The organism is Duganella sp. GW821-FHT07F09, from assembly GCF_059418705.1.
Map to the genome: position 1 here is coordinate 123,003 of NZ_JBWKQJ010000010.1, position 24,283 is coordinate 147,285.

21 protein-coding genes and 1 riboswitch are annotated in these 24,283 nt (G+C 66.8%); of the genes, 13 read left to right on the plus strand and 8 right to left on the minus strand.

Going from position 1 to position 24,283, the window contains the following annotated elements; genetic code table 11:
• Window positions 1–86: 86 nt before the first annotated feature.
• On the plus strand, window positions 87–1,040 hold the full coding sequence (locus AC07P1_RS24755) for a CAP domain-containing protein (RefSeq protein WP_494698331.1): 954 nt from the start codon (window positions 87–89) through the stop codon (window positions 1,038–1,040).
• 4 nt (window positions 1,041–1,044) lie between these two features.
• Here the strand turns inward: AC07P1_RS24755 and AC07P1_RS24760 are convergent, their stop codons facing one another.
• Window positions 1,045–1,431 (minus strand): YbaN family protein, encoded by a 387-nt coding sequence (locus tag AC07P1_RS24760; RefSeq protein WP_494698332.1) that lies wholly within the window; start codon window positions 1,429–1,431, stop codon window positions 1,045–1,047.
• Window positions 1,432–1,546: 115 nt separating this feature from the next.
• Between AC07P1_RS24760 and AC07P1_RS24765 the strand changes: the two genes are divergently transcribed.
• The gene (locus tag AC07P1_RS24765; protein WP_494698333.1) at window positions 1,547–2,317 is read left to right on the plus strand and encodes a ThuA domain-containing protein; all 771 of its coding nucleotides are present in this window, start codon (window positions 1,547–1,549) and stop codon (window positions 2,315–2,317) included.
• A 4-nt stretch (window positions 2,318–2,321) separates the two neighbouring features.
• Here AC07P1_RS24765 and AC07P1_RS24770 read toward each other — a convergent pair whose 3' ends face one another.
• The 4 genes from AC07P1_RS24770 to AC07P1_RS24785 form a co-directional block, all read right to left on the minus strand.
• The gene (locus AC07P1_RS24770; RefSeq protein WP_494698334.1) at window positions 2,322–3,020 is read right to left on the minus strand and encodes a PEP-CTERM sorting domain-containing protein; all 699 of its coding nucleotides are present in this window, start codon (window positions 3,018–3,020) and stop codon (window positions 2,322–2,324) included.
• 309 nt (window positions 3,021–3,329) lie between these two features.
• Window positions 3,330–4,469 (minus strand): OmpA family protein, encoded by a 1,140-nt coding sequence (locus tag AC07P1_RS24775; protein ID WP_494698335.1) that lies wholly within the window; start codon window positions 4,467–4,469, stop codon window positions 3,330–3,332.
• 25 nt (window positions 4,470–4,494) lie between these two features.
• Window positions 4,495–6,261, minus strand: coding sequence for an Ig-like domain-containing protein (locus tag AC07P1_RS24780; RefSeq protein WP_494698336.1), 1,767 nt, complete (start codon window positions 6,259–6,261; stop codon window positions 4,495–4,497).
• A gap of 142 nt (window positions 6,262–6,403) precedes the next feature.
• Window positions 6,404–6,847: a DUF2147 domain-containing protein gene (locus tag AC07P1_RS24785; RefSeq protein WP_363503440.1), complete on the minus strand. Its 444-nt coding sequence runs from the start codon at window positions 6,845–6,847 to the stop codon at window positions 6,404–6,406.
• A 111-nt stretch (window positions 6,848–6,958) separates the two neighbouring features.
• On the opposite strand from AC07P1_RS24785, the gene AC07P1_RS24790 reads away from it, so the two are divergent.
• The 3 genes from AC07P1_RS24790 to AC07P1_RS24800 are packed head-to-tail and all read left to right on the plus strand — an operon-like array spanning window position 6,959 to window position 9,560.
• Window positions 6,959–7,585: a helix-turn-helix transcriptional regulator gene (locus tag AC07P1_RS24790; RefSeq protein WP_494698337.1), complete on the plus strand. Its 627-nt coding sequence runs from the start codon at window positions 6,959–6,961 to the stop codon at window positions 7,583–7,585.
• Window positions 7,575–8,549: an ornithine cyclodeaminase family protein gene (locus tag AC07P1_RS24795; RefSeq protein ID WP_494698338.1), complete on the plus strand. Its 975-nt coding sequence runs from the start codon at window positions 7,575–7,577 to the stop codon at window positions 8,547–8,549. Before AC07P1_RS24790 ends, AC07P1_RS24795 begins: the two co-directional genes overlap by 11 nt.
• Window positions 8,550–8,564: 15 nt before the next feature.
• Window positions 8,565–9,560, plus strand: coding sequence for a threo-3-hydroxy-L-aspartate ammonia-lyase (locus tag AC07P1_RS24800; RefSeq protein ID WP_494698339.1), 996 nt, complete (start codon window positions 8,565–8,567; stop codon window positions 9,558–9,560).
• 34 nt (window positions 9,561–9,594) lie between these two features.
• On the opposite strand, the gene AC07P1_RS24805 is transcribed toward AC07P1_RS24800, so the two are convergent.
• The 3 genes from AC07P1_RS24805 to AC07P1_RS24815 all read right to left on the minus strand — a co-directional run bounded on the left by AC07P1_RS24805 (window position 9,595) and on the right by AC07P1_RS24815 (window position 16,577).
• Window positions 9,595–10,149 (minus strand): hypothetical protein, encoded by a 555-nt coding sequence (locus AC07P1_RS24805; protein WP_494698340.1) that lies wholly within the window; start codon window positions 10,147–10,149, stop codon window positions 9,595–9,597.
• A 433-nt stretch (window positions 10,150–10,582) separates the two neighbouring features.
• On the minus strand, window positions 10,583–13,390 hold the full coding sequence (locus AC07P1_RS24810; RefSeq protein ID WP_494698341.1) for a valine--tRNA ligase: 2,808 nt from the start codon (window positions 13,388–13,390) through the stop codon (window positions 10,583–10,585).
• An 88-nt stretch (window positions 13,391–13,478) separates the two neighbouring features.
• Complete coding sequence (locus AC07P1_RS24815) at window positions 13,479–16,577, minus strand: diguanylate cyclase domain-containing protein (protein WP_494698342.1); 3,099 nt, start codon at window positions 16,575–16,577, stop codon at window positions 13,479–13,481.
• A gap of 252 nt (window positions 16,578–16,829) precedes the next feature.
• Window positions 16,830–16,939: riboswitch (TPP riboswitch) on the plus strand.
• Window positions 16,940–17,031: 92 nt separating this feature from the next.
• Here AC07P1_RS24815 and thiC point away from each other — a divergent pair.
• The 8 genes from thiC (at window position 17,032) to AC07P1_RS24855 (ending at window position 24,218) form a co-directional block, all read left to right on the plus strand.
• Window positions 17,032–18,948, plus strand: a complete 1,917-nt coding sequence (thiC, locus tag AC07P1_RS24820) for a phosphomethylpyrimidine synthase ThiC (RefSeq protein ID WP_494698343.1) — start codon at window positions 17,032–17,034, stop codon at window positions 18,946–18,948.
• 7 nt (window positions 18,949–18,955) lie between these two features.
• On the plus strand, window positions 18,956–19,168 hold the full coding sequence (gene thiS, locus AC07P1_RS24825) for a sulfur carrier protein ThiS (RefSeq protein ID WP_494698344.1): 213 nt from the start codon (window positions 18,956–18,958) through the stop codon (window positions 19,166–19,168).
• Window positions 19,169–19,186: 18 nt separating this feature from the next.
• On the plus strand, window positions 19,187–19,987 hold the full coding sequence (locus AC07P1_RS24830) for a thiazole synthase (protein WP_494698345.1): 801 nt from the start codon (window positions 19,187–19,189) through the stop codon (window positions 19,985–19,987).
• Window positions 19,984–20,784 carry a bifunctional hydroxymethylpyrimidine kinase/phosphomethylpyrimidine kinase gene (gene thiD / locus AC07P1_RS24835; protein WP_494698346.1) on the plus strand — a complete coding sequence of 267 codons (801 nt, stop codon included), beginning with the start codon at window positions 19,984–19,986 and terminating at the stop codon, window positions 20,782–20,784. Before AC07P1_RS24830 ends, thiD begins: the two co-directional genes overlap by 4 nt.
• A gap of 27 nt (window positions 20,785–20,811) precedes the next feature.
• Complete coding sequence (thiE, locus tag AC07P1_RS24840) at window positions 20,812–21,516, plus strand: thiamine phosphate synthase (protein WP_494698347.1); 705 nt, start codon at window positions 20,812–20,814, stop codon at window positions 21,514–21,516.
• A 35-nt stretch (window positions 21,517–21,551) separates the two neighbouring features.
• The gene (locus AC07P1_RS24845; protein ID WP_209725082.1) at window positions 21,552–22,181 is read left to right on the plus strand and encodes an ANTAR domain-containing response regulator; all 630 of its coding nucleotides are present in this window, start codon (window positions 21,552–21,554) and stop codon (window positions 22,179–22,181) included.
• 363 nt (window positions 22,182–22,544) lie between these two features.
• Entirely contained in the window at window positions 22,545–23,000 is a 456-nt protein-coding gene (locus tag AC07P1_RS24850; RefSeq protein ID WP_494698348.1) for a response regulator, read from the plus strand.
• A gap of 111 nt (window positions 23,001–23,111) precedes the next feature.
• Window positions 23,112–24,218 (plus strand): S-(hydroxymethyl)glutathione dehydrogenase/class III alcohol dehydrogenase, encoded by a 1,107-nt coding sequence (locus AC07P1_RS24855; protein ID WP_494698349.1) that lies wholly within the window; start codon window positions 23,112–23,114, stop codon window positions 24,216–24,218.
• Window positions 24,219–24,283 lie beyond the last annotated feature (65 nt).

A 24,283-nucleotide genomic window follows, 5' to 3' on the forward strand; every position in this document is an offset into this window, starting at 1 on the left:
AAGTGCGTTGTGTAAGTTTTACGGCAATCGCCATTGCCTCGTGGTTGACCGCCTGCGCCGGCGGTTCCGTAGTCGGCACCCCTCGCATGCGCGCGCCGGCGGACGCCATCCCTCCCGCCGACCCCGGCGCGCTGGTCCGGCGCGTGGCCGCTCCCTCGTATGCGGAGGAAAGTGGCAACGCCCACGTGTTCAATGCCGTCAACGCCCTGCGTGAAAAAGTGGGCTCCGGCTTGCTGTCCCAGAATGCCAAGCTCGACCAGGCGGCCTTGGCGCATCACCGCTACCTGAACACCAGCGATTTCGTGAACTTGCACGCCGAGACGGCGGGAAACATCGGCTTCACAGGCGCCGACGCCACCGCCAGGGGCAAGGCCGCCGGATATGGCGCCGCCTACATCGAGGAGGTGGTGCACGGTTCCAACGGCGCGGGCCAGTTCGCCGGCTGCGCGGCGAGCTGGGCCAACAGCATTTACCATGTCGGCCTGTTTTTCTCCGGCATGCGCGACGTCGGCATCGCCGCGTTGGCGACCAGGAACGATCCGGTTTTCGGCAAGTACACCGTGTGCGTGGTGAACTTTTCCATGGGTGCCGCCCAGGTCGAGCAACTGCCCGGCGACGGGACGATACGCGTGTATCCGTATCCAGACCAGACCAGCGTGCCGACCGTTTTCTACAACCATACCGAGGAGCCGTCGCCGCTGCCGGAGTATTTCGAGCTGGGTCCCCCCGTGACGCTGAACTTCAAGACGAAATCGTTCCCGGCGGCCCGGGCCAAGCCGGCCATCGTCGTCGATCATTTGTCGATCGCCACGGCGGACGGGCGGCCGCTGGGCGCCAGAATCCTGGTCAGCCCGGTCGGGGGCACTTTCTCCACCACCGGGCCGGCCCTGCAGAACGACGAGAAGATCGCACCGCTCACGCTGACCATCGTGCCGCTGGCCAGGATGAAACCGAACACCGTGTATACCGTGACGTTCGCGGGCATCGTCGACGGCGGCGCGCGCTCGAAAACCTGGAAGTTCACCACCGGCCCGAGGTGACCCACTAATTGGTGTGATCGCGCGCGCGCGGGACCGGCATGGTGGGCACGAAGCGGGTCAGGTAGAGGGTCACGCAGCATCCGATGAGGATGATCAGGACGCGCACGTACAGCGCGTCCGTGCGCCAGATCGAGTAACTCATCGAGCCCCACATGAAGACCAGTATCCAGAGCTTGCCGCGCAGCGGAATACCTTTGCCGTTCTCGTAGTCGCGCAGGTATTTGCCGAACACGCGGTTGGTTTGCAGCCAGTTGTGCAGCCGGGTCGAGCCGCGCGCGAAACATGCCGAGGCCAGCAGCAGGAACGGCGTGGTCGGCAGCAGCGGCAGAAAAATGCCCAGCACGCCAAGCGCGACCGCCACGCATCCGATCAGATTCAATACTATTTTCATCGAGTTTCCGTTGCTTGCTGGGCTGCAAGCCTAGCGAGAATCGTATCACCACTCGAGCGAAAAAGTGTATATTGAACCCGCCTGAATGATAGCGCTAACTTTGTGGAGACATGGAATGAGAAAAATCATATTGGCCTGCATGGCCTTGGCCTGCTTGCTGCTGTCCGCCGCCGGCGCGCGCGCCGACGACCAGTACAAAATCCTGGTGCTGGCCATGCCGGGAAAATACCACTACGAGTACATCCCGATCGCCCGCGAAAGCCTGGAAAAGCAGGCCAAGCTGCACGCGTTCGAGTTGGTTTATACGCACCGTCCGGAAGTGTTCGATGGGGACTTGAGCCAGTACGCGATGGTGATGTTCCTCAACACGCCGGGCGAGGAGCTCAGCGAGCCGCGCCGCAGGAAGTTCGAGGAGTACATGCGCAACGGCGGCAACGCCATGCTGGTGCACCGGGCGCTGATCATTCCGCCCAATACGTGGCCGTGGTTCGAGAAGCTGATCGGGCGCCGGGTCGGCAACCATCCGATGCTGCAGACCGGCGTGGCCGAGGTGGTCGACAGGAAATTCCCTGCGACCTTCGGCCTGCCGGCGCGCTGGATCTGGAGCGACGAGTGGTACGTGTTCGACAATCCGCACAACGTCAAGGTCAACCCGGTGCTCAACGTTGACGAAAGCACCTACGACCCGACCAAGATCTGGCCGGGGCAGGTGTCTAAAGGCATGGGCAAGGACCACCCGGTGGCGTGGTACCACCAGGTGGAGAAGGGTCGCGTGTTCGTCACGTCGCTGGGACACAACGGCGAGATGTACAAAGACCCGCAATACCTGTCGCACCTGATGGGCGGCATCTACTGGACCGCCACCGGCAGGGGCATGCAGCAATAAGCGCTTAGGCGCGCTTGCGGGTTCGCCAGCCGATCAGCGCCAGGCCGGCCATCAGCATCGCATAGGTTTCCGGTTCCGGGACCGCCGCGGCGGGCGTGAGCGCGGTGATCGCGCTTTGGATCCTGACGTAGCCGCCCGTGGGCAGGAAATAATACAGCTCATAGGCGGCGTAGTCGAAGCTGGACAGCCTTAGCGATGTCGGCACTCCGCCATGGTCAAACGCCGTGCCGCTGAAGTCAAACAGGGAAATGGAGCCGTTGAAACTGCTGAAGTCCGGCGCCATCACCGTGGTGGACAGCGACAAAATGTCGCCGCCGGAGAACGTCGTAGCGTCGTTGGCGATTTGCAGCAGATTCGTTCCATAGATCACCTCTTGTGGCCGGGAGAACACGTCCGGCGCGGTGATGGTCGTTGCGTTGTCGGGATCGCTGTATAACAGGTAAGTGCCGCTGGCTTCAGGCGGCGGTTGATAGTTGACGTCCAGCCCCATGGCGGTATCGTAGCTGAACGAGCCGTGGATCTCCTGTCCCAACGCGACCGTCATCCCAGTCAATGTGCTCAGATCTTTGAGGGTGGAAGTGTAAGCGGGTGGCAACGTTTCATCGATTGCAGCGACCGTCGCCGTGAAGTTGTACGTGACAACAGCGGCATGTGCCGAACCCAGCATCGCGAACCCGGCGAGCAGGCCAATTATTTTTTTCATTCAAACCCCCAGTTTTGTTTTAAAAAGGGGCTTAGTAGAACATCAATGAAAAAATGTGTCAATTGGTTAATTAAATTGTCTGTGTGGTAATGCGGGTCTGCCGTTAATATCGGCTTAGTCCTGGCGCACCCTCACCTGCGAACGACCCGGCATGGGCATGCCGTTGTCGCCGCGCACGTTCAGTGCCTTGCGCGTGTTCGTCACCTCGCTGGGACAACGGCGAGATGTACAAAGACCCGCAATACCTGTCGCACCTGATGGGTGGCGTCTACTGGACCGCCACCGGCAGGGGCATCCAGCAGTAGCGGCTTACTTGGCGGCGTTGCGGGTGCCGACCACTTCGACGGTCACGCGGCGGTTCTTGGCGCGGCCTTCCGCCGTGGCGTTGTCGGCCAGCGGCTGGGTCTCGCCCTTGCCCTCGGTATAGACCCGCGCGGCGTCCATGCCCGTGCCGACCAGATAGGCCTTGACCGCCTCGGCGCGGCGCAGCGACAGTTTCTGGTTGTACTCGTTCGAGCCGACCGAGTCGGTATGGCCGACCGTCACCACCACCTCGGTGTTCATGCCTTTCAGCTTGAGCCGCAGATCGTCGAGCGCGGCCTTGCCGGCCGGCTTGACGGCCGATTTGTCGAAATCGAACAGGGTTTCGGCGGCGAACGAGACTTTTTCCGAGGTCGGCTCCGGCGCCTTGGGCGGTGGCGGCATCGGCTGCGCGGCCGGCGGCGGCGCCGGTTCGGCCGCCGGCGGCGGCACGTACACCGGCGCGCTGCGCGCCGGGCGGCCCAGTTTATAGACCAGGCTGACCGACAGCAGATCGACGTCGCCGCGGTTGCCGACGGCGTCGTTGACGCGGTAGCGCTCGACCTCGCCGCGCAGCGCCAGCGCTTCGCTCAGTTTGTATTCCAGGCCCAGGCCGGCCTTGGCGTTGAGCTTGCGCTCGGACGGGTTCGGCCCGGTCACGGCATTCAAGCGGTTGCCGCTGAAATGGGTGCCGGCCTTGGCGTAGTTGGCGCCGACCCGGCCCAGCAACGACAGCCGCTCGCCCAGCGGCAGCTGCGCCAGCAGGTCCAGGTTGGCGCCGCGGAAGCCCGCCTCGCCGTTGAACGCGCCGTTGCCGGAGGTGGTCGAGTTGAAGCTGAATTTGCCCAGGTCGAAGTAGCCCAGTTCCAGCGCCAGGTAGCGGTTCAGCTGTTTGCCGACGAACAGTTTGTAGCCGGTGTCGCGCTCGTCGGTGCTGAACGCGGTGACGCTGGCGCCGTTGGCCGACAGGCTGCGGGTCAGGCGGTCCTGGTCGATGTTGCCGCGCGAGCGGCCGAGGCCCGCGCCGATGTACCAGGCGCTGTTGGCCCACTCCGGATTGATGAAGGTGTCCTCGGCTTGCGCCACCTGGATGGAGAGCATGGCGCAGGCGAGCGCGCCCAGGGTTCCGAATGTCTTGGCGATGGTCATGATGGTGTCCTTGAATGGGGGGCGTTTATTTGGCGATCTGGTTGTTGCGCAGCGTGACGGCGGCGCCGGTCAGCACGCGGCCATTGAGCAGCGTGGTGTTGTCGCCCACCGTGATCGCGGCCGACTGGCCCAGGATGGTGCCTTTGAAGACGCTGTTGGCGCCCAGCGTGGTCGGGCCGACCGGCAGCCAGTTGACATTGGCCGCGGTGGCGCCGTTGCCCAGCGCGACGATCGAGTTGGCGGTCGAGTTGAGCGTCAGCGCGGTGCGGAAGATGTACACGCCGGGGCCGTTCAAGGTCACGGTGCCGGTGATGCTGATGGCGCCGGCGTAGCAGTACACGCCGGGCGCGAGGGTCAGGCCGCCGAGGTCGATGTCGCCGGCGAAGCTGACGTCGCAGGTGCGGCCGTTGGCGTCGCTGATGGCCGTTTGCAGGTCGGCCAGGGCGCCGGCCAGGATGGCGCCGGATTTGTAGTTGGTGTAGCCGGCCGCCTGGGTCGGGTCGACGGTTTGCGACGGCGCGCCGACGTCGCCGGTGACCAAGGTGGTGCCGCCGGCGTTGTTGGTCAGCGACGTGCCGGCCAGCACCGCGAAGTTGGCGGCGCCGCCCAGTGGTACGGCCAGTACGGCCGACGGTGGCAACACCGCGGTGACGGTCAGCGCGGCGCTGCCCGATTGCGCGCCGACGGTGGCGGTGACGTTGGTGGCGCCGGCGGCGACGCCGGTGGCGATGCCGCTGGCGGCCACGGTGCCGATCGATGGGCTCGACGAGCTCCAGACGGCGGTGCCGGTGACGAACGCGGTGGTGTTATCCGAATACGTCGCGGTGGCGACGAATTGCCGCTGGCCGCCGACCAGGACGGTGGCGGTGGCCGGGGTGACGGCGATGCCGGTCAGCGTGGCGGCGGGCACGGTGACCGTGGTGGTGGCGCTTTTGCCATTGTTGGTTGCCGTGATGAGCGAGGTGCCCAGCGCGGCGCCGGTGACCAGGCCGGCGTTGTTGACGGTGGCGCTGGCTGGCGTTGCCGACACGAAGGTCGTGCTGGCGGTCAGGTTTTGCGTGGTCGCGTCCGAATAGGTGCCGATGACGGCCAACTGGCGCGTGGCGGCGATCTGCACCGTCGGCGCCTGCGGCGTGACGGCGATCGACAGCAGTACGGCGGGCGTGACGGTCAGCGTGGCCGAGGCGGTCTTGCCGCCGTACGCGGCGCTGATGATGGCGCTGCCGGCGCTGGCGCCGGTGGCCAGGCCGGTCGCGGCGGGCACGGTGGCGACGGCCGGCGACGCCGAGGTCCAGGTGGCGGCCACCGCTTGCGTGGTGCCGTCGCTAAAGGTGCCGTTGGCGGTGAACTGCTGGCTTGCGCCCAGCGCGATGCTTGGCGCGACCGGCGTGACGGCGATCGACAGCAGCGCGGGGGGGATGACGGTCAGCGTGGCCGAGGCGGTCTTGCCGCTGTAGGCGGCGCTGATGACGGCGCTGCCGGCGCTGGCGCCGGTGGCCAGGCCCGTCGCGGCGGCGACGGTGGCGACGGCCGGGGTGGCCGAGGTCCAGGCGGCGACCACCGCTTGCGTGCTGCCGTCGCTGTAGGTCGCGGTGGCGGTGAACTGCTGGGTTGCGCCGGGCGCGATGCTTGGCGCCGCCGGCGTGACGGCCAGCGACACCAGGGTCGCCGCCGGCACGCCGAGGATGGGATCGCGGCCCTGGTCGCCGCCGCCGCAGCCCGCCAGCAGGGCGGTGGCGAGGAAGCCGATGGAACAGAACAGCGTCTTGGTATATCTCTGCAGGACATTCATGGTGTTTCCTTTGTGCTGAAACCGGTGGACCAATAGGCCACGATGTCATGCCCCCCTGGAGGGGTATGTGCGCTATCGCGCACATCACATTGATACTAGGAAACGTTGTGGAGATTTAACCTCAGACGCCGCGGGCGCCGGTTTAGTCCTGGCGCACCCATACCTGCGAGCGGCCCAGCATCGGCATGCCGATGTAGCCGCGCACGTTCAGTTTCTTGCCGGCGTCGGTCATGTGCATCTTGGCCTTGTAGACCTTGCCGTTTTTCGGGTCGACGATCTCGCCGCCGTTGAACTCGTCACCATCCTTCTTCAGGCCCGACAGGATGACCATGCCGACGATGGGTTGGTCCTTGCGCGCGCCTTCGCACTTGTCGCATTTCGGGTTCTGGTCTTCGTTCGGTTCGCGGTACAGCTTTTCGATCTGGCCCTGGAAGGCGCCGTCGTTCTCGGTGATGCGGATCAGCGCCTTCGGCTTGCCGGTCTCGTCGTCGATGTTCTTCCACAGGCCGACGGGCGTTTCGGCGGCGAAGGAGAAGGCGGGGGCGATGGACAGCAGCGCGGTGAGGGCGAAGGCGGCGAATTTCATGGTGGTCTCCAAAGGGTTATTTTTTGTCAGACGAGTGTAGCAAATAAATGACCGGTCGTACTATTTTCTATCGAATTGCACATATTATCTAAAACAAGATAATATGTGCAGATGAAAAAGACACCCGAACAGCAAAACCTGCTCGAACAGATGAAGCAGGTCGCCGACGGCCTGGGCCAGACCCTGGCGCCGTTTTGCGAGGTCGTGCTGCACGACTTGCTCGATCCCGAGCACGCCATCCTCGCCATCCACAACAACCTGTCGGGCCGCGCCGTCGGCGCGCCGGCCACCGAACTGGGACTGGCGCGCGCCGCCGATCCCGATTTCGCGCAGGTGATCGCCAACTACCCCAACACCTTCGCCGACGGCCGGCCGGCCAAGAGCACGTCGATAGGCATCAAGGACAGCGGCGGGCGCTACATCGCCGCGCTGTGCCTGAATGTCGACCTGACCGTGTTTCGCAGCTTGAACAGCCTGCTGACGCAGTTCGGCAGCGTCAGCACCGCCGCCGGCGTCAGCGAAACGCTGGAGCCCGCCGGCGCCGACGCCATCCGCGCGCGCATCGACCAGTTCGCGGCGCGGCTGGCGACCACGCCGCGCGCCCTCAAGGCCGACGAGCGCAAGGCGCTGATGCGCGAACTGAAGGAATCGGGATTGGGCGATGTGCGGCGCGCGATGGAAATCGTCGCCGCCTATTTAAACGTCTCACGCGCCACGGTGTACAACGATGCCAGATAACTCAAGCCTTCTCTTGTTGGACCGCGACCAGGCCGGCGCGCTGCTGCGGCCGGACGACGTGCTGGAGGCCGTGCGCGACGCCTTCCTGCTGCACGCCACCGGCGCCGGGAAGATCTTCCCGCTGGTGCGCGAGGCGCTGCCGGCCGGCGTATTCGGCATCAAATCGGGCGGCGTGCCGGAGCGCGAGCTACTCGGCATGAAGGCGGCCGGCTTCTGGCCCGGCAACCGCGCGCACGGCGCCGACGGCCATCAAGCGACGATCATGCTGTTCGACCCGGCCACGGGACGGCCGCAATGCGTCATCGACGGTAACGCCGTGACGACGACGCGCACGGCGGCGGCGGGCGCCGTGGGCTTGCTGGCGCTGGCGCGTCGCGACAGCGAGAGCTTGTGCGTGTTCGGCACCGGCGTGCAGGGCGTGGCGCACACCGATTACGCGCTGCGCGTCATGCCCGGCATACGGCGCGTACGCTACCTGACATCGGACGGCCGCCGCGATCCGCGATTCGAAGCGCTGTTCGCCGCGCGCTGCGACGTCGCACCCGGCGCCAGCGCCGATAACGCCGTCGCCGAAAGCGACATCGTCATCACCGCCACGCGTGGCGGAGGCGCGCTGTTTTCCACGCACGCGGTCAAGCCGGGCACGCACCTGAACTGCGTCGGCAGCGACACGCGCGGCAAGCGCGAACTGCCGGAGGGCTTGCTGGCGCTGGGCAGCGTCTGGGCCGACGACTTGATCCAGGCGCACGCCATCGGCGAGTTGCAATGGGCCGCCGGAACGCCGGCGGGTGAAATCGGCACGCTGCTGGCAGCCGGAGCGCCGGCGCGCGACGGCATCGCGGCCGACGCCATCACCATTTTCGACATGACGGGCATCGCCCTGCAGGACCTTACAGTGGCGCGCATGCTGCACCGGCGCGCTTTGGAAAACGGCACCGGGACCAGCATCGCCTGGCCCTGGTAATCACAAAGGAAAAAGATGAGCGAACTAAAGACGAGCGAACTAAAGATGGGCGAACCACTGCCAACCTATGCCGACGTCGTCGCCGCGTCGCAGCGCATCGCCGGCCATGCGCACCGCACGCCGGTGCTGACCTCGCGCACGGCCGACGCCGAACTGGGCGCCCGGGTGTTTTTCAAGGCGGAGAATTTGCAGCGCATGGGGGCGTTCAAATTCCGCGGCAGCTACAACGCGCTGGCGAAGTTCGACGCGCGGCAGCGCAGCGCCGGCGTGGTGGCTTTCTCGTCGGGCAATCACGCGCAGGGCATCGCGCTGTCGGCGCAGTTGATGGGGATACCGGCGACCATCGTCATGCCGCACGACGCGCCGCCGTCGAAGGTCGCCGCCACGCGTGGCTATGGCGCGCAGGTGGTGCTCTATGACCGCTACACGGAGGACCGAGAGCAGATCGGCCGCGATCTGGCGGCCAAGCATGGTCTGACCTTGATCCCGCCGTACGACCACGCCGACGTGATCGCGGGGCAGGGCACTGCCGCCAAGGAATTGTTCGAGGAGGTGGGCGAACTGGATTATTTGTTTGTCTGCCTGGGCGGCGGTGGTTTGCTCAGTGGCTCGGCGCTGGCGACGCGTGCCTTGTCGCCGAAGACGACGTTGTATGGCGTGGAGCCGGAGGCCGGCAACGACGGCCAGCAATCGTTCCGCAGCGGCGCCATCGTGCACATCGACACACCGAAGACGATCGCCGACGGCGCGCAGACGCAGCATTTGGGCAAGCTGACGTTTCCGATCATCAAGCGCGATGTGGACGATATTTTGACGGTGAGCGACGAGCAGCTGCGCGCCGAGATGCGCTTCTTCGCGGCGCGCATGAAGATCGTCGTGGAGCCGACCGGCTGCCTGGGCCTGGCGGCCGCGCGGGCGATGAAGGATCAACTCCGCGGTCAGCGGGTGGGCATCATCATCAGCGGCGGTAACGTCGATATCGAGCGCTACGCCGCGTTGCTGGCGCAATAATATCGCGATAACCGCGATAACCGCGATAACCGCGTTAATTGTCGGGGTTGTTCTTCTTGGCGCGGCGCTTACGGCGGCGCGCGCGTTTTCCAGCGGCGTGCCCGCGCTGGGCGCGATCGCCTTGGCCGTCCTCGAGCCAGCGTGTGATGGACGCCTTCCGCCCGGCCCTACACACATCGGCAGGCAGCCACGCATCGCTGCCCGGCAGCCGTAGCCAGATTGCTTTCCACGCGTTGCGATTGCCACTGCCGTGCAGATTTGCAAAGCAGGACGGCGACACGGCTTGCTCTCCATACGTGATTTCCTCGCCCCGCACGCTGGCGAAATAGGATTGTTTGCCGAACTTGGCACGCAGTTTGGTCCCCTCGGGCAAAAACACCTCTTTCCATTGGTAGCCTGGCTCGCATTGCGGATCGGATGGCTCCGCCGGCTGCGGCTGCGACTGGGGCGGCTGGGGAGCAATGTAGCTCCGAATCGCCTTGCAAATGTGGGGTTCCAGCGCTAAAGAGTCCGACCAGAAATGGCCGGTGAACGCGCCCAATTCTTCAAGCAATTCGCTGGGCACGCGGATGGGGAAGTGGAGAGACATGGTGGGGGCTCCCGAAAAATCGGCTTTTACTAGACACCGCTAATCGCAGTGTATTCGTTCTAAAGCACGCTAACACTTACTAAAAATTCCGTAATGAACGCTAATCGATACTATTTTTTAAGCGCTCATATCCTTTAGAGGCAGTTAGTAGGATTTAGTTCAGAATTAGTACGGACGCGCGCGAAATAGCGCGGTCTATCGTGAGTTAGTAAGCGTTAGCGCGTTTTAGTAAAACGCGAAAAAATGGGAGGGCGCCCCTTCCCTGATAATCGTGCGCAGTAAGGTCTGGCGCTATCGTCTTGCACTCGCCAACGGCTGCTCGCGGCGTGAAAAAGCCGCGCGGTTTGCACCGGGCGGCTCCTTGATTTGCCAGCTACTTTCAAGAACCGGCTGATTCGTGTTTGTGGTTGGTTCGCCGTGGCGGGCTACCTCATCACGCCGCTGGCAGTTTGGCGAACTGCTCGCGCATCTTGTCCAACGTCGCCGAGAAGTTGGCCACGCGTTCCTTCTCCTGCGCCACCACCTCGGCCGGCGCGCGGGCGACGAAACTCTCGTTCGACAGCTTGCCGTTGGCCTTGTTGATCTCGCCCTCGACGCGCGCGATCTCCTTCGACAGCCGCTCACGCTCGGCCTTGACGTCGATCTCCACCTTCAGCATCAGCTTGGTCGTGCCGACGATCGACACCGCCGCCGGCGATTCCGGCAGCGCGTCGACGATCTGCACTTCCGACAGCTTGCCGAGCGATTGGATGTACGGCGCAAAGCCCTCCATCGCCGCCTTGTCGGCCGCATTGCCGGCCTCGACGATCAACGGCACCCGCAGCGACGGCGCCAGCTGCATTTCGCCGCGCAGGTTGCGGGTGGCGTCGGTCAGCGTCTTGAGCTGCTGCATCCACGCCTCGGCCGCTTCGTCGATGTTGGCGGTGTTGGCGATCGGGTAGGGCTGCGTCATGATCGAATCACCGGTCTTGCCGGCCAGCGGCGCGACCGCCTGCCACAGCGCCTCGGTGACGAACGGGATGACCGGATGCGCCAGGCGCAGCACCACTTCCAGCACGCGCAGCAAGGTGTGGCGGGTGGCGCGCTGCTGGCCCTCGGTGCCGCTTTGCACCTGCACCTTGGCCACTTCCAGATACCAGTCGCAGTACTCGTCCCAGACGAACTTGTAGATCGTCGAGGCGATGTTGTCGAAGCGGTAGTCGGCGAAGCCCTTGGCCACGTCCAGTTCGGCCTTTTGCAGCAGCGAGATGATCCACTTGTCGGCGTTCGACAAGTTCGACGCCAACTCGGCCGGGCTGGCGGCGCAGTCCTTGCCTTCCGTGTTCATCAGCACGAAGCGGGTGGCGTTCCACAGCTTGTTGCAGAAGTTGCGGTAGCCCTCGGCGCGGCCCAGGTCGAAGTTGATGTTGCGGCCCAGCGAGGCGTACGAGGCCATCGTGAAGCGCACCGCGTCGGTGCCGTAGGCGGCGATGCCTTCCGGGAATTCCTTGCGCGTGGCCTTGGCGATCTTCTCGGCCGCCTTCGGATTCATCAGGCCGGTGGTGCGTTTTTCCACCAGCGCGTCGATGCCGATGCCGTCGATCAGGTCGATCGGGTCGAGCGTGTTGCCCTTGGACTTGGACATCTTCTGGCCCTGCGAGTCGCGCACCAGGCCGTGCACGTACACGGTCTCGAACGGCACCTTGCCGGTGAAGTGCAGGGTGAACATCACCATGCGCGCCACCCAGAAGAAGATGATGTCGAAGCCGGTCACCAGCACCGACGACGGCAGGAAGGCTTTCAGGTCCGGCGTTTCTTCCGGCCAGCCCAGGGTCGAGAACGGCACCAGCGCGGACGAGAACCACGTGTCGAGCACGTCGTTGTCGCGGCGCAGGGGCCCCGTGCTGCCGGCCGCCTGCTGTTTGACCAGCGCCTCGGCCTCGGTCTTGGCGACGAAGATGTTGCCGGCCTCGTCGTACCAGGCCGGGATCTGGTGGCCCCACCACAGCTGGCGCGAGATGCACCAGTCCTGGATGTTGTTGAGCCACTGGTTGTAGGTGGTGCTCCAGTTTTCCGGCACGAACTTGATGTCGCCGCTGGCGACCTTCTCCAGCGCGACCTCGGCGATCGATTTGCCCGGGAAGAAGGTGCCTTCCGGCGCCGGCTGGCTCATGGCGACGAACCACTGGTCGGTCAGCATCGGTTCGATGATGACGCCGGTGCGGTCGCCGCGCGGCACCATCAGCTTGTGCGGCTTGACCTGTTCGAGCAGGCCCTGCGCGTCGAGGTCGGCGACGATCTGCTTGCGCGCGACGAAGCGGTCCATGCCGCGATAGGCTTCCGGCGCCTCGTCGTTGATCTTCGCTTCCAGCGTCATGATCGACAGCATCGGCAGCTTGTGGCGCTGGCCGACCGCGTAGTCGTTCAAGTCGTGCGCCGGCGTGATTTTCACGCAACCGGTGCCGAAGGCCTTGTCGACATATTCGTCGGCGATGATCGGGATTTCGCGGCCCACCAGCGGCAGCACCAGCATCTTGCCCACCAGCGCGGCGTAGCGCTCGTCGGCCGGATCGACCGCCACGGCGACGTCGCCCAGCATGGTCTCGGGACGGGTGGTGGCCACCGTCAGCGAGCCGCTGCCGTCGGCCAGCGGATACTTGATGTACCACATCGAGCCGTCTTCCTCCTCGGAGACGACCTCGAGGTCGGAGACGGCCGTGCCCAGCACCGGATCCCAGTTGACCAGGCGCTTGCCGCGGTAGATCAGGCCCTGCTCGTGCAGGCGCACGAAGACGTCGGTGACGACCTTCGAGCGCGTCTCGTCCATCGTGAAGTATTCGCGCTGCCAGTCCGGCGAGGCGCCCAGGCGGCGCATCTGGCCGGTGATGGTGGAACCGGATTTCTCCTTCCACTCCCAGACCTTCTTGACGAAGGCCTCGCGGCCCAGGTCGTGGCGCGAGATCTTCTGCGCGTCGAGCTGGCGCTCGACGACGATCTGGGTGGCGATGCCGGCGTGGTCGGTGCCGGGGATCCAGGCGGTGTTGTGGCCCAGCATGCGGTGGTAGCGGGTCAGGCCGTCCATGATGGTCTGGTTGAAGGCATGGCCCATGTGCAGGGTGCCGGTCACGTTCGGCGGCGGCAGCTGGATGCTGAACGACGGTTTGCCGGCGTCGAGGGTGGCGGCGTAGTAACCGCGCGCCTCCCACTCGGTGCGCCAGAATTGTTCAATGTCGGCAGGCTCGAAAGACTTGGCTAATTCCATGATTTGGCTGATGTATTGTAGTAAACGCGTGTGCGAAAACAGCCATTATAGATGACGCGGAGTCCGCCGCCGCGGGCGTGTCAAAAAATCAAGCGTCGCCGGCCAGTTGCCAGGTGTTGCGCCCGGCGGCCTTGGCCTGGTACAGCGCCACGTCGGCGCGCTTGTAGAGCTCCTCGTGGGTGCCGGGGGGGCCGTCCCGGCCGTCCTGGCCGTGGTGGACGGCGGCGCCGACGCTGGCGCTGATGCGCATCGTGGCCGCGCCGTGCGGCAGCGGTTGCGCCAGGTTGTCGAGGATGCGCTGGCACACCGGTTCGAGCGTCGCGCGCTCGGTGGTCTGGGCCAGCAGCACGGCGAATTCGTCGCCGCCCAGCCGGAACGGCCGGTCGGTCTCGCGCACGGCCGCCCGCAGGCGCGCCGCGGCCGCCACCAGCAGGGCGTCGCCGGCGTCGTGCCCCAGCGTGTCGTTGATCTGCTTGAAGTGGTCGAGGTCGATCAGCAGCAGCGTGAAGCCCGGGCCGCCGCGCGTCGCCTGCGCCACCAGGTGGCGCAGCTCGTCGTTGAACAGGCGCCGGTTCGCCAGGCCGGTCAGCGGGTCGCCATAGGCCAGTTGCTCGAGCTGCGACTGGGTGGCGCGCAATTCGACCGTGCGGGCGTCGACCATGGCCAGCAGTTCGCGCTGGCGGCGCCGCAGCAGCGCCGTGCGCACGTGGACCAGCCCGGCCAGCAGCCCCAGCGCCAGCAGGCCGCCGGCGATGCGCGCGAGCGGGCGCTGGTGCCACGCCGGCGACACCCTGACCGGCACCTCGAGCGGCGCCGACCAGTCGCCGTTGCGGTTCGAGCCGCGCAGCTGCAGCACATAGTCGCCCGGCGGCAGGTTGGTGTAGCCGGCCCGGCGCGACGTGGCGTCGGCCTTGATCCAGTCGGGATCGAAGCCGGCCAGGCGGTAGGCGTAGCGGTTGCGCTCGGGCGCCGAGTAGTCGAGCGCGGCGAACTCGAGCGAGAAGCCGCGCCCGCGCCCCTCCGGCGTGACCTCGATCGGCGCCGCCTTGCCGCCGGCGCCGCCGTTGTAGCGGCCGGCGGGAATCTCGCGGTCGTTGACCAGGATGCGGGTGGCCACCACCGGCGGCCGGTAGTGCCACTGGCTCAGGCGTTCCGGCCGCAGCACCGTCACGCCCGACAGGCCGCCGAACACCAGCTCGTCGGCGCCCGTGCGCACGCCCGAGGCGGTCCAGTAGGTGGGGATGTGGACGCCGTCGGCCGGGCCGAAGGTGCGGATGGCGAAGCTGCGCGGATCGACCCGCGCCAGGTTGGCGTCGGTGCTGGCCCAGATGGCGCCGGCGGCGTCCTCGAGCAGCATGTTGGCGCCGCTGTCCTCCAGCCCGTCGGCCGTGCCCAGCCGGCGGAAGCGGCGCCGCCCGTCGGCGTCGGTGCGTTCCAATATCACGATGCCGGTGCCGAACTGCGACAGCCACAGGCGCCCTTGCCGGTCCAGCAGCATCGACGACACATAGCCGGGCGGCATGCGGTCCGCCTCGGCCAGCACCGTCGGCACCAGCTCGACGCCGCCGCCGTAGCCGACCCGCGCCAGGCCGACGCGGGTGCCGACCCAGATGCCGCCGTCGCCCGGCAGCAGGTAGGTCACGCGCGGATCGCCCAGGCTGTGCTGCTCGTGGCGCAGCAGCGCCAGATGCCCGCCGGGTCCGGCCGACACCGCCCACAGGCCGTCCATGCCGCCCAGCCACAACACCTCGTCCACCAGCGCCACGGCCCACACCGCCGCGTCGGGGCGGCGCTGCGGCACGGCCAGGCGGCGCACGTTGCCGCCGTCGGCGTCGGCCTGGTACAGGCCCTGTTCGGTGCCGAGGTAGACCGTGCCGCCCGGTCCCAGCGCCATGCCCAGTACGCGCCCGGTCGGCAGCGCGCCTGGCGTGCCGGGCGGGGCCGGCGTGAGGTGGGCGACGGCCCCCAGCTGCGGATCGACGATGTCGACGCCGCCGCCGACCACGCCCAGCCACAGCCGCCCGTCCGGGTGGGCCAGCAAGCTCGGCACGCTTAGTTTGTTGCCGCCGCCGCCGCCGGTCGAGCGGATCGTCGTCACCGCGCGCGGCAGCGGATCGTGCTGGCTCAGCGCGCCCATGGTGGCGGCGAAGATGATGCCGCTGCGCTCGCGGAACAGCGCCAGGATGTCGTTTTCGTACAGGGAGTCGGGGGTGTCGGGCTGGTGGCGGATGCGGCGCGTGGTGCCCAGCAGCGGATCGACCGCCACGATGCCGCCGTTGGCGCCGTCGGTGCCGAGCCAGACCTCGCCGAGCCCGGCCTCGACGATGGCGGTGACGCGCTCCTTGTCCAGGGTCGGCGCCGGGCCGCCCTCGCGCACGGCGCGCGCCTCGGCGCTGCCCGGTTCGATGACGAAGGCGCCGTTGCTGCGGGTGCCGATCCAGATCCGTCCCGAGCTGTCCGGCACCAGGGTGCTGATGTTGGCGCCGGTGTTGGCGCCGCCGTCATGGCCTTCGAGCGCCACGGCCACCGGCGCGGGCGCGCCGCGCTCGAGCTTGAGCAAGCCTTCGCGCGTGCCGATCCACAACGTGCCGCCGCGCTCGCGCAGCAGCGCGCCGACCGCGCGCGCCGGCACCGCCCGCGCGTCGAGCGGGGCGGCGGTGGCGGCGCCGCGCGTGACCGCGCCGGCGGCGTTGATATGGTCGAGGCCGCCGCCGGTGCCCACCCACACGCCGCCGGCGCCGTCGTCGGCCAGCGCCGTGACCTGGGCGTTGCCCAGGCCGGAAGGGGCGTGCGGGAAGCGGGTGAAGTTTTCGCGCGCGGCGTCGTAGCGCGCCAGGCCGCCCGAGCTGGTGCCCACCCACAGCCGGCCGGCGCCGTCGATCAGCAGGCTGGTGATGTAGTTGTCGGGCAGGGCGTCGTCGCGCAGCGCGTCGGCGAAGAATTTGCGCGGCCGGTTGCCGTCCCAGCGCACCAGCCCGGTCTGGGTGCCGATCCACACGAAACCGCTGTGGTCCTGCGCGAAGCACAGGCCGGCGCCGGTGTCGGCATAGGGCTGGTGCTTGAACGCGGTGTGGGTCAGCGCCGCCCAGCGGTCCGGTTCGGCGGCGACGGCGGCGCGCGGCGGCGCCAACAGCCACAGCAGCAGTAGCAGCAGCGCGGCGGGACGATTGAAGTTGCATTCTGGCATAAATCGACTATACATCAGCCGCGGCCCCCCACGGACCGCCCCGCCACAAGGACGGGGCCGGGCGTCGGATTTTCGCCACGCGCCGCCGCGGCCGGCGCGCGGCGCCGGCATGGCGGCCGCGCCGATTGTTGCCGCGCTCGTGCCGTTGGCGCCGATATTCTTGCGCCGGAACGGCGCCCCCCCGTCCCCGGGCCCGCGCCACGGCTGGTCCACCCCGCCATCTCTGTTATAATCGCCCGGCTGCCGCGAGGCGGCGCACGCTAGGGGTCCTGCGCATCGTATTGAAGGCGATGCGCGGGTGAGAAATACCCTCCGAACCTGATCTGGATAATGCCAGCGAAGGGAAGCTTAGGACAACGCCGCGTTCCGATCCATCCCATCGATTCCATCGATGCTCCGGACGCGGCGCCGTCCAACCTCCTTTGCTGGCTCCTGTCGCCAACCAAGGAGCCACATGAACGCCAATCCCAAATTCCTGTCCGCCACCGCCACCGTGGACGAGGCAGCGATCAAACCGTTACCCAATTCCCGCAAGATCTACGTCGAAGGCAGCCGGCCCGACATCCGCGTGCCGATGCGCGAAATCACGCAAGCCGACACGCCCGCCTCGTTCGGCTTCGAGGCCAATCCGCCGGTCTACGTCTACGACACGTCCGGCCCGTACACCGACCCGGACGCGGTGATCGACATCCGCTCCGGCCTGGCCGCCACCCCGCGCCTGCCGTGGATACTGGAGCGCGGCGACACCGAGGAACTCGACGGCCCGACCTCCGACTACGGCAAGGCGCGCCTGGCCGATCCGGCGCTGGCCGAATTGCGCTTCAACCTGCACCGCAAGCCGCGCCGCGCGCGCGACGGCGCCAACGTCACGCAGATGCACTACGCGCGCCGGGGCATCGTCACGCCGGAGATGGAGTTCGTGGCGATCCGCGAAAACCTGCGCCGCAAGGAATACCTGGACAACCTGAAGGGCTCCGGCCCGATGGGGCAGCGCCTGGCCGACCTGATGGGCCGCCAGCATCCGGGGCAATCGTTCGGCGCCAGCATCCCGGCCGAGATCACCGCCGAATTCGTGCGCGAGGAGATCGCCCGCGGGCGCGCCATCATCCCGGCCAACATCAACCACCCCGAGATCGAACCGATGATCATCGGCCGCAATTTCCTCGTCAAGATCAACGCCAACATCGGCAATTCGGCGGTGACCTCGTCGATCGGCGAGGAGGTCGAGAAGATGACGTGGGCGATCCGCTGGGGCGGCGACAACGTCATGGACCTGTCGACCGGCAAGCATATCCACGAGACGCGCGAATGGATCATCCGTAACAGCCCGGTCCCGATCGGCACCGTGCCGATCTACCAGGCGCTGGAAAAGGTCAACGGCAAGGCCGAGGACCTGACCTGGGAGATCTACCGCGACACCTTGATCGAGCAGGCCGAGCAGGGCGTCGACTACTTCACCATCCACGCCGGCGTGCTGCTGCGCTACGTGCCGATGACGGCCAGGCGCCTGACCGGCATCGTCTCGCGCGGCGGCTCGATCATGGCCAAATGGTGCCTGGCGCACCACAAGGAATCGTTCCTGTACACGCACTTCGACGAGATCTGCGAAATCATGAAGGCCTACGACGTGTCGTTTTCCCTGGGCGACGGCCTGCGTCCCGGCTCGATCTACGACGCCAACGACGAGGCGCAGCTGGGCGAGCTCAAAACCCTGGGCGAGCTGACGCAAATCGCCTGGAAGCACGACGTGCAGGTGATGATCGAAGGCCCGGGCCACGTGCCGATGCAACTGATCAAGGAGAACATGGACCTGCAGCTGGAGCAGTGCCACGAGGCGCCGTTCTACACCTTGGGGCCGTTGACCACCGACATCGCGCCCGGCTACGACCACATCACCTCCGGCATCGGCGCCGCGCAAATCGGCTGGTACGGCACCGCGATGCTGTGCTACGTCACGCCCAAGGAGCATCTGGGCCTGCCGGACAAGAACGACGTCAAGGACGGCATCATCACGTACAAGATCGCCGCCCACGCCGCCGACCTGGCCAAGGGCCACCCGGGCGCGCAGATCCGCGACAACGCGCTGTCGAAGGCGCGCTTCGAATTCCGCTGGGACGACCAGTTCAACCTGGGCCTCGATCCGGACAAGGCGCGCGAGTTCCACGACGAGACGCTGCCCAAGGACTCGGCCAAGGTGGCGCATTTCTGTTCGATGTGCGGCCCGCATTTCTGCTCGATGAAGATCACCCAGGAGGTGCGCGAATACGCGGCCGCCAACGGCATGAGCGACGGCGTGGCGATCGAGCGGGGCATGCAGGTCAAGGCGGTGGAGTTCGTCAAGAACGGCGCCGAACTGTATCGCAAGCTGTGAGGCCGGCATGAACGAGCGCATTGCGATAGAACTGAACGGCGCGCCGCACCAGGTGCCGCCGCAACAGACGCTGGCCCAGCTGGTCGACGCGCTGTCGCTGACCGGGCAGGCGCTGGCGCTGGCGGTCAACCGCTCGGTGGTGCCGCGCCAGCAATGGCCGGCGCGCGTGCTGCAGCCGCACGACAAAGTGGACATCGTGCGCGCCATCGGCGGCGGTTAACTAGATAAGGAAAGAGATATGGGCAATCAAGACGAGAGCAATCAGGAATCCTTGACCATCGCGGGCAAGGAGTATAAATCGCGCCTGCTGGTCGGCAGCGGCAAATACAAGGACCTGCAACAAACCCGCGAGGCGACCGATGCCGCCGGGGCGGAGATCATCACCGTGGCCATCCGCCGCGTCAACATCGGCCAGGACCCGAAGGCGCCCAGCCTGCTGGACGTGCTGCCACCGTCGCGCTACACCATCCTGCCGAACACCGCCGGCTGCTACAACGCCAAGGACGCGGTCTACACCCTGCAGATGGCGCGCGAACTGCTGAACGGCCACAAGCTGGTCAAGCTGGAGGTGCTGGGCGACGAGAAGACGCTGTTCCCGCACATGCCGGAGACCTTGATCGCGGCCGAGGCCCTGGTCAAGGACGGCTTCGACGTGATGGTCTACTGCAGCGACGATCCGATCCAGGCCAAAATCCTGGAGGACATCGGCTGCGTGGCGGTGATGCCGCTGGCGTCGCTGATTGGTTCCGGCATGGGCATCCTCAATCCGTGGAACCTGTCGCTGATCATCGACCAGGCCAGGGTGCCGGTGCTGGTCGACGCCGGCGTCGGCACCGCCTCCGACGCCGCCATCGCCATGGAGCTGGGCTGCGACGGTGTGCTGATGAACACCGCCATCGCCGGCGCCCGCGACCCGGTGCGCATGGCGCGCGCCATGAAGCTGGGCGTGCGGGCCGGCCGCGAGGCCTACCTGGCCGGGCGCATCGCGCGCAAGTTCGCCGCCTCGCCGTCGTCGCCGATGGCGGGCCGGCTCGCATGAGCGCGGCCGCGCGGCCCTGCGTGCTGGTGTTCGCCGGGATGGATCCCTCCGGCGGTGCCGGCATCGTCGCCGACGCGCAGGCGGTGGCGGCGCAGGGCGCGCATGCGCTGTGCGTCGTCACCGCGCTGACGGTGCAGGACAACGACCGGGCCCACGAGGTGCGGCCGGTCGAACCGGACCTGCTGCTGCGCCAGGCGCGCGCGCTGACCGACAAGATCGCGGTCGCCGCCGTCAAGATCGGCATTCCCGGCAGCGCCGCCAACGCGCTGGCGATCGCGCGGGCGATCCGGGAGCTGCGCGCGCTGCAACCGGAACTGCCGGTGGTGCTCGACCCGGTGCTGGCCAGCGGCCATGGCGACACGCTGTCGCGCGGCGACGCGGTGGCGGCGCTGGCGCCGTTGCTGCCGCTGGTGACGGTGCTGACGCCGAACGGTCCGGAGGCGCTGGCGCTGAGTGGGCACGCCGCGCCCGGCGCGCAGGCGCGCGTACTGCGCGCTTTTGGCTGCCGCCACGTGCTGATCACCGGCGGCCATGGCGATGGCGATGAAATAGTGAATCGCTGGTTCGGTCCCGGCGCCGAGCCCGGGGAAGACCCGCCAGCCACGCAGCAATGGCGCTGGCAGCGCCTGGACGGCGGCTTCCACGGCAGCGGTTGCACGCTGGCCTCGGCCATCGCCGGCCAGCTGGCGCTCGGCATGCCGACCGGCTGCGCGCTCGACCAGGCCCAGTATTACTGCAATGCCGCGCTGCGCGACGCCTACACGGTCGCCCCCGGGCAGCGCATTCCGCTGCGCTAGAACCACACATAAATCAGGAGAGACATCATGCAAGGACTTTATCTGGTCACGCCCAATTGGGACGACACCGCGCGGCTGCTGGACGCGAGCGAAGAGGCGCTCGACGCCGGCGCCGCGGCGAAAAGGGACGGCGGCGGGGGCAAAGAGGGGGGCAACCTCGTCGCGCTGCTGCAGTACCGCCACAAGGAAGCCGGCCCCGATCTGCGCCTGGAGCAGGCGGGCGCGCTGCTGGCGCTGTGCCGGCGCTACGGCGTGCCGTTCATCGTCAACGACTTCGTCGACCTGTGCCTGCACACCGGCGCCGACGGCGTGCACCTCGGCGGCACCGACGCCGACGTCGCGCAGGTGCGTGGGCAACTCGGCGCCGACAAGATCATCGGCGCCTCGTGCTACGGCGACATGCCGCGCGCGCTGGCGGCGCAGCGGGCCGGCGCCAGCTATGTGGCCTTCGGCGGCTTCTACCCGTCCCGTGTTAAACAATACGCGGTCACCACGCGGCCCGAGATCCTCGACCAGGCGCGCGAAACGATCGGCATTCCAACGGTCGTCATCGGCGGCATGACGCCGGAGAACGCGGCGCCGCTGGTGGCGCGCGGCGCCGGCATGGTCGCGGCCATCAGCAGCGTCTATCAAGCTGCAAGCGTGGGCGGCGCGGTCGGCGCCTTCGCGTCGATGTTTGTCATACACAACACCAGCAAATCATTCCGGCGCCACGGGCTTTCCGCTTTATAATTGGGCCGTTAGCAATAGCCCAAGGTTGCCGCCACATGCCAGTTTCTCCCAGCCCCAAGCGTCTGATCCTTATCGTCGACGACGACCAACTGCTGCTCGACTTCCTTGGCGAAGTACTGGGCAACGCCGGCTACGACATCCTGAAGGCCTCGTCGGCGGAGCAGGCCCTGAACGTGATCGCCCAGCGCGAACCGGACCTGGCGCTGCTCGACATCCACATGCCGGGCATGACCGGGCTGGAACTGGCCAAGCAGCTGCACGCGACCAGCTCGGTGCCGTTCATGTTCCTGTCCGGACGCGGCGACGCCGACGCCGGCAAGCAGGCCGCCTCGTACGGCGCGGTCGGCTTCCTGGTCAAGCCGGTCGACGAAAAGCACCTGATGCCGGCGTTCGCCGCCGGTCTGGCGCGCGCCGACGAGATCCGCCAGCTGCGCCGCACCGAGCTCAATCTGAACGCCGCGCTGGCGGCCGGCCGCGAAACCAGCCTGGCCGTGGGCCTGCTGATGTGCAAATTCCAGACCGACCGCAACACGGCGTTCGAGGTGTTGCGCGACCACGCCCGCTCCAACCGCCGCAAGGTCAACGAGGTGGCCGACCAGCTGCTGGCCGCCGAGGAAACGCTGAACGGCCTGCACGCCGCCTTCAACCAGCGCCTGAAAAAATAGCACCGGAATCCGGAATAACACCGGGCTGTATAAACACCCCGGAGACACGTAGGGCGGATTAGCGCAGCGTAATCCGCCATGCATGCGCCGTGGCACGTGCCACCGTGGCCGCGCGGCATTCGCGCCACAAGGTAGGAATTTTCCGCCTTTTTTATTTCCTTGTGGAATTCTTGTTGTACAATATCAACTAGAAAAACAGCATTCCACCGCCGCAGGACCTCACCGTCGCCTGCCGCCGCTCCGGCCGCCATTTCCCCGCGGCCGTCCCGACTCCTCGGCCCAACTCCGCCGACCTGCTCCCCGTCAGCTTTAACACGATCGCTGCCGGCTTTGCATTGATTTCAGCCTTGTGCGGAGAACACCATGACCAACGATTATTCCCATGACACCTCGCGTCCGTTCAGCGACCAGGAAGGCGGCGCCGCGATCGGCTTTTCCATCTACGCGGCCGCGCCGCGCGTGCTGCACATCGACAGCGACGCCGACGCCGCGCTGGTGCTGGCCGCCTTGCTGGTGCCGGAAACCCAGGTGACCCATGTGGCGACGATGGCCGCCGCCCGGGACCTGCTGCGCCGCGAGCAGTTCGCGCTGGTGGTGATCGATCCCGACCTGCAGGACGGCGACGGCGGCGCCTTGCTGCATGGCTTGCACCAGCACCAGCGGGACGCCCGCGTGTTGCTGTACTCGGCCCGCCATCCGGAGCGCCACATGGCCGGCAGCAGCTTCCTGCCCAAGCCGTGGACCTCGCCGCGCCAGCTGTGGCGCACCGTGTCGGACCTGCTGGCCATCGGCCCGGCGATGCCGGTCGAGCCGCAATAGCTGGTCGAGGACTGGCGATATCCCCGTTGGGCCCCTGGCTTGCTATCATGGCGGATCGCCGGAACGGTTTGCCGTTCCGGTCTCCCGTATTCACCAGCCAGAGGACAAACAATGAAAACCAAAGCCGCCATTGCATGGCAAGCGGGCCAGCCGCTGACGATCGAGGAAGTGGAACTGGGCGGACCGCGCGAGGGCGAGGTACTGGTCGAGATCAAGGCCACCGGCATCTGCCACACCGATTACTACACGCTGTCCGGCGCCGATCCGGAAGGCATCTTCCCCGCCATCCTGGGCCATGAGGGCGCCGGCGTGGTGGTCGACGTCGGCCCCGGCGTCAAATCGCTGAAGAAGGACGACCACGTCATTCCGCTGTACACGCCGGAATGCCGCCAGTGCAAATTCTGCCTGTCGCAAAAGACCAACCTGTGCCAGTCGATCCGCTCGACCCAGGGACGCGGCCTGATGCCCGACGCCACCAGCCGCTTCTCCATCGACGGCAAGCCGATCTACCACTACATGGGCACGTCGACCTTCTCCAACTACATCGTGGTGCCGGAGATCGCGCTGGCCAGGATCCGCGAGGACGCGCCGTTCGACAAGGTGTGCTACATCGGTTGCGGCGTGACCACCGGCGTCGGCGCGGTGTTGTTCACCGCCAAGGTGGAGGCGGGCGCCAATGTCGTCGTGTTCGGCCTGGGCGGCATCGGCCTGAACGTGATCCAGGCGGCGAAAATGGTCGGCGCCGACAAGATCATCGGCGTCGACATCAATCCGGCCCGCCAGGAAATGGCGCGCAAGTTCGGCATGACCCATTTCGTCAATCCGACCGAGGTGGAGAACGTGGTCGACACCATCGTCCAGATCACCGACGGCGGCGCCGACTACAGCTTCGAGTGCATCGGCAACACCACCACGATGCGCCAGTCGCTCGAGTGCTGCCACAAGGGCTGGGGCCAGTCGATCATCATCGGCGTGGCGGCGGCGGGGCAGGAGATCTCCACCCGTCCGTTCCAGCTGGTGACGGGGCGCGTGTGGAAGGGTTCGGCCTTCGGCGGCGCCCGCGGCCGCACCGACGTGCCGAAGATCGTCGACTGGTACATGGAAGGCAAGCTCAATATCGACGACCTGATCACCCATCGCTTGCCGCTCGAGCGCATCAACGAGGGCTTCGACCTGATGAAGAGTGGCGAATCGATCCGTTCCGTCGTGATCTACTAGGCGCGATCGCCGCCGCGGAAGGATGTAGAAAAAAAGTTCTAGACACGGCGTTCTAGATAATTTAT

Excerpts from the sequence above, each read along its gene's own strand:
- AC07P1_RS24850 (WP_494698348.1), top strand. The coding sequence starts at position 22,545 with ATGACCAACGATTATTCCCATGACACCTCGCGTCCGTTCAGCGACCAG.
- AC07P1_RS24810 (WP_494698341.1), bottom strand. The coding sequence starts at position 13,390 with ATGGAATTAGCCAAGTCTTTCGAGCCTGCCGACATTGAACAATTCTGG.
- thiD (WP_494698346.1), top strand. The coding sequence starts at position 19,984 with ATGAGCGCGGCCGCGCGGCCCTGCGTGCTGGTGTTCGCCGGGATGGAT.
- AC07P1_RS24845 (WP_209725082.1), top strand. The coding sequence starts at position 21,552 with ATGCCAGTTTCTCCCAGCCCCAAGCGTCTGATCCTTATCGTCGACGAC.
- AC07P1_RS24765 (WP_494698333.1), top strand. The coding sequence starts at position 1,547 with ATGAGAAAAATCATATTGGCCTGCATGGCCTTGGCCTGCTTGCTGCTG.
- AC07P1_RS24805 (WP_494698340.1), bottom strand. The coding sequence starts at position 10,149 with ATGTCTCTCCACTTCCCCATCCGCGTGCCCAGCGAATTGCTTGAAGAA.
- thiC (WP_494698343.1), top strand. The coding sequence starts at position 17,032 with ATGAACGCCAATCCCAAATTCCTGTCCGCCACCGCCACCGTGGACGAG.
- AC07P1_RS24790 (WP_494698337.1), top strand. The coding sequence starts at position 6,959 with ATGAAAAAGACACCCGAACAGCAAAACCTGCTCGAACAGATGAAGCAG.
- AC07P1_RS24800 (WP_494698339.1), top strand. The coding sequence starts at position 8,565 with ATGAGCGAACTAAAGACGAGCGAACTAAAGATGGGCGAACCACTGCCA.
- AC07P1_RS24815 (WP_494698342.1), bottom strand. The coding sequence starts at position 16,577 with ATGCCAGAATGCAACTTCAATCGTCCCGCCGCGCTGCTGCTACTGCTG.
- AC07P1_RS24855 (WP_494698349.1), top strand. The coding sequence starts at position 23,112 with ATGAAAACCAAAGCCGCCATTGCATGGCAAGCGGGCCAGCCGCTGACG.
- AC07P1_RS24775 (WP_494698335.1), bottom strand. The coding sequence starts at position 4,469 with ATGACCATCGCCAAGACATTCGGAACCCTGGGCGCGCTCGCCTGCGCC.
- thiS (WP_494698344.1), top strand. The coding sequence starts at position 18,956 with ATGAACGAGCGCATTGCGATAGAACTGAACGGCGCGCCGCACCAGGTG.
- AC07P1_RS24780 (WP_494698336.1), bottom strand. The coding sequence starts at position 6,261 with ATGAATGTCCTGCAGAGATATACCAAGACGCTGTTCTGTTCCATCGGC.
- AC07P1_RS24755 (WP_494698331.1), top strand. The coding sequence starts at position 87 with ATGCGCGCGCCGGCGGACGCCATCCCTCCCGCCGACCCCGGCGCGCTG.
- AC07P1_RS24830 (WP_494698345.1), top strand. The coding sequence starts at position 19,187 with ATGGGCAATCAAGACGAGAGCAATCAGGAATCCTTGACCATCGCGGGC.
- AC07P1_RS24785 (WP_363503440.1), bottom strand. The coding sequence starts at position 6,847 with ATGAAATTCGCCGCCTTCGCCCTCACCGCGCTGCTGTCCATCGCCCCC.
- thiE (WP_494698347.1), top strand. The coding sequence starts at position 20,812 with ATGCAAGGACTTTATCTGGTCACGCCCAATTGGGACGACACCGCGCGG.
- AC07P1_RS24795 (WP_494698338.1), top strand. The coding sequence starts at position 7,575 with ATGCCAGATAACTCAAGCCTTCTCTTGTTGGACCGCGACCAGGCCGGC.
- AC07P1_RS24760 (WP_494698332.1), bottom strand. The coding sequence starts at position 1,431 with ATGAAAATAGTATTGAATCTGATCGGATGCGTGGCGGTCGCGCTTGGC.
- AC07P1_RS24770 (WP_494698334.1), bottom strand. The coding sequence starts at position 3,020 with ATGAAAAAAATAATTGGCCTGCTCGCCGGGTTCGCGATGCTGGGTTCG.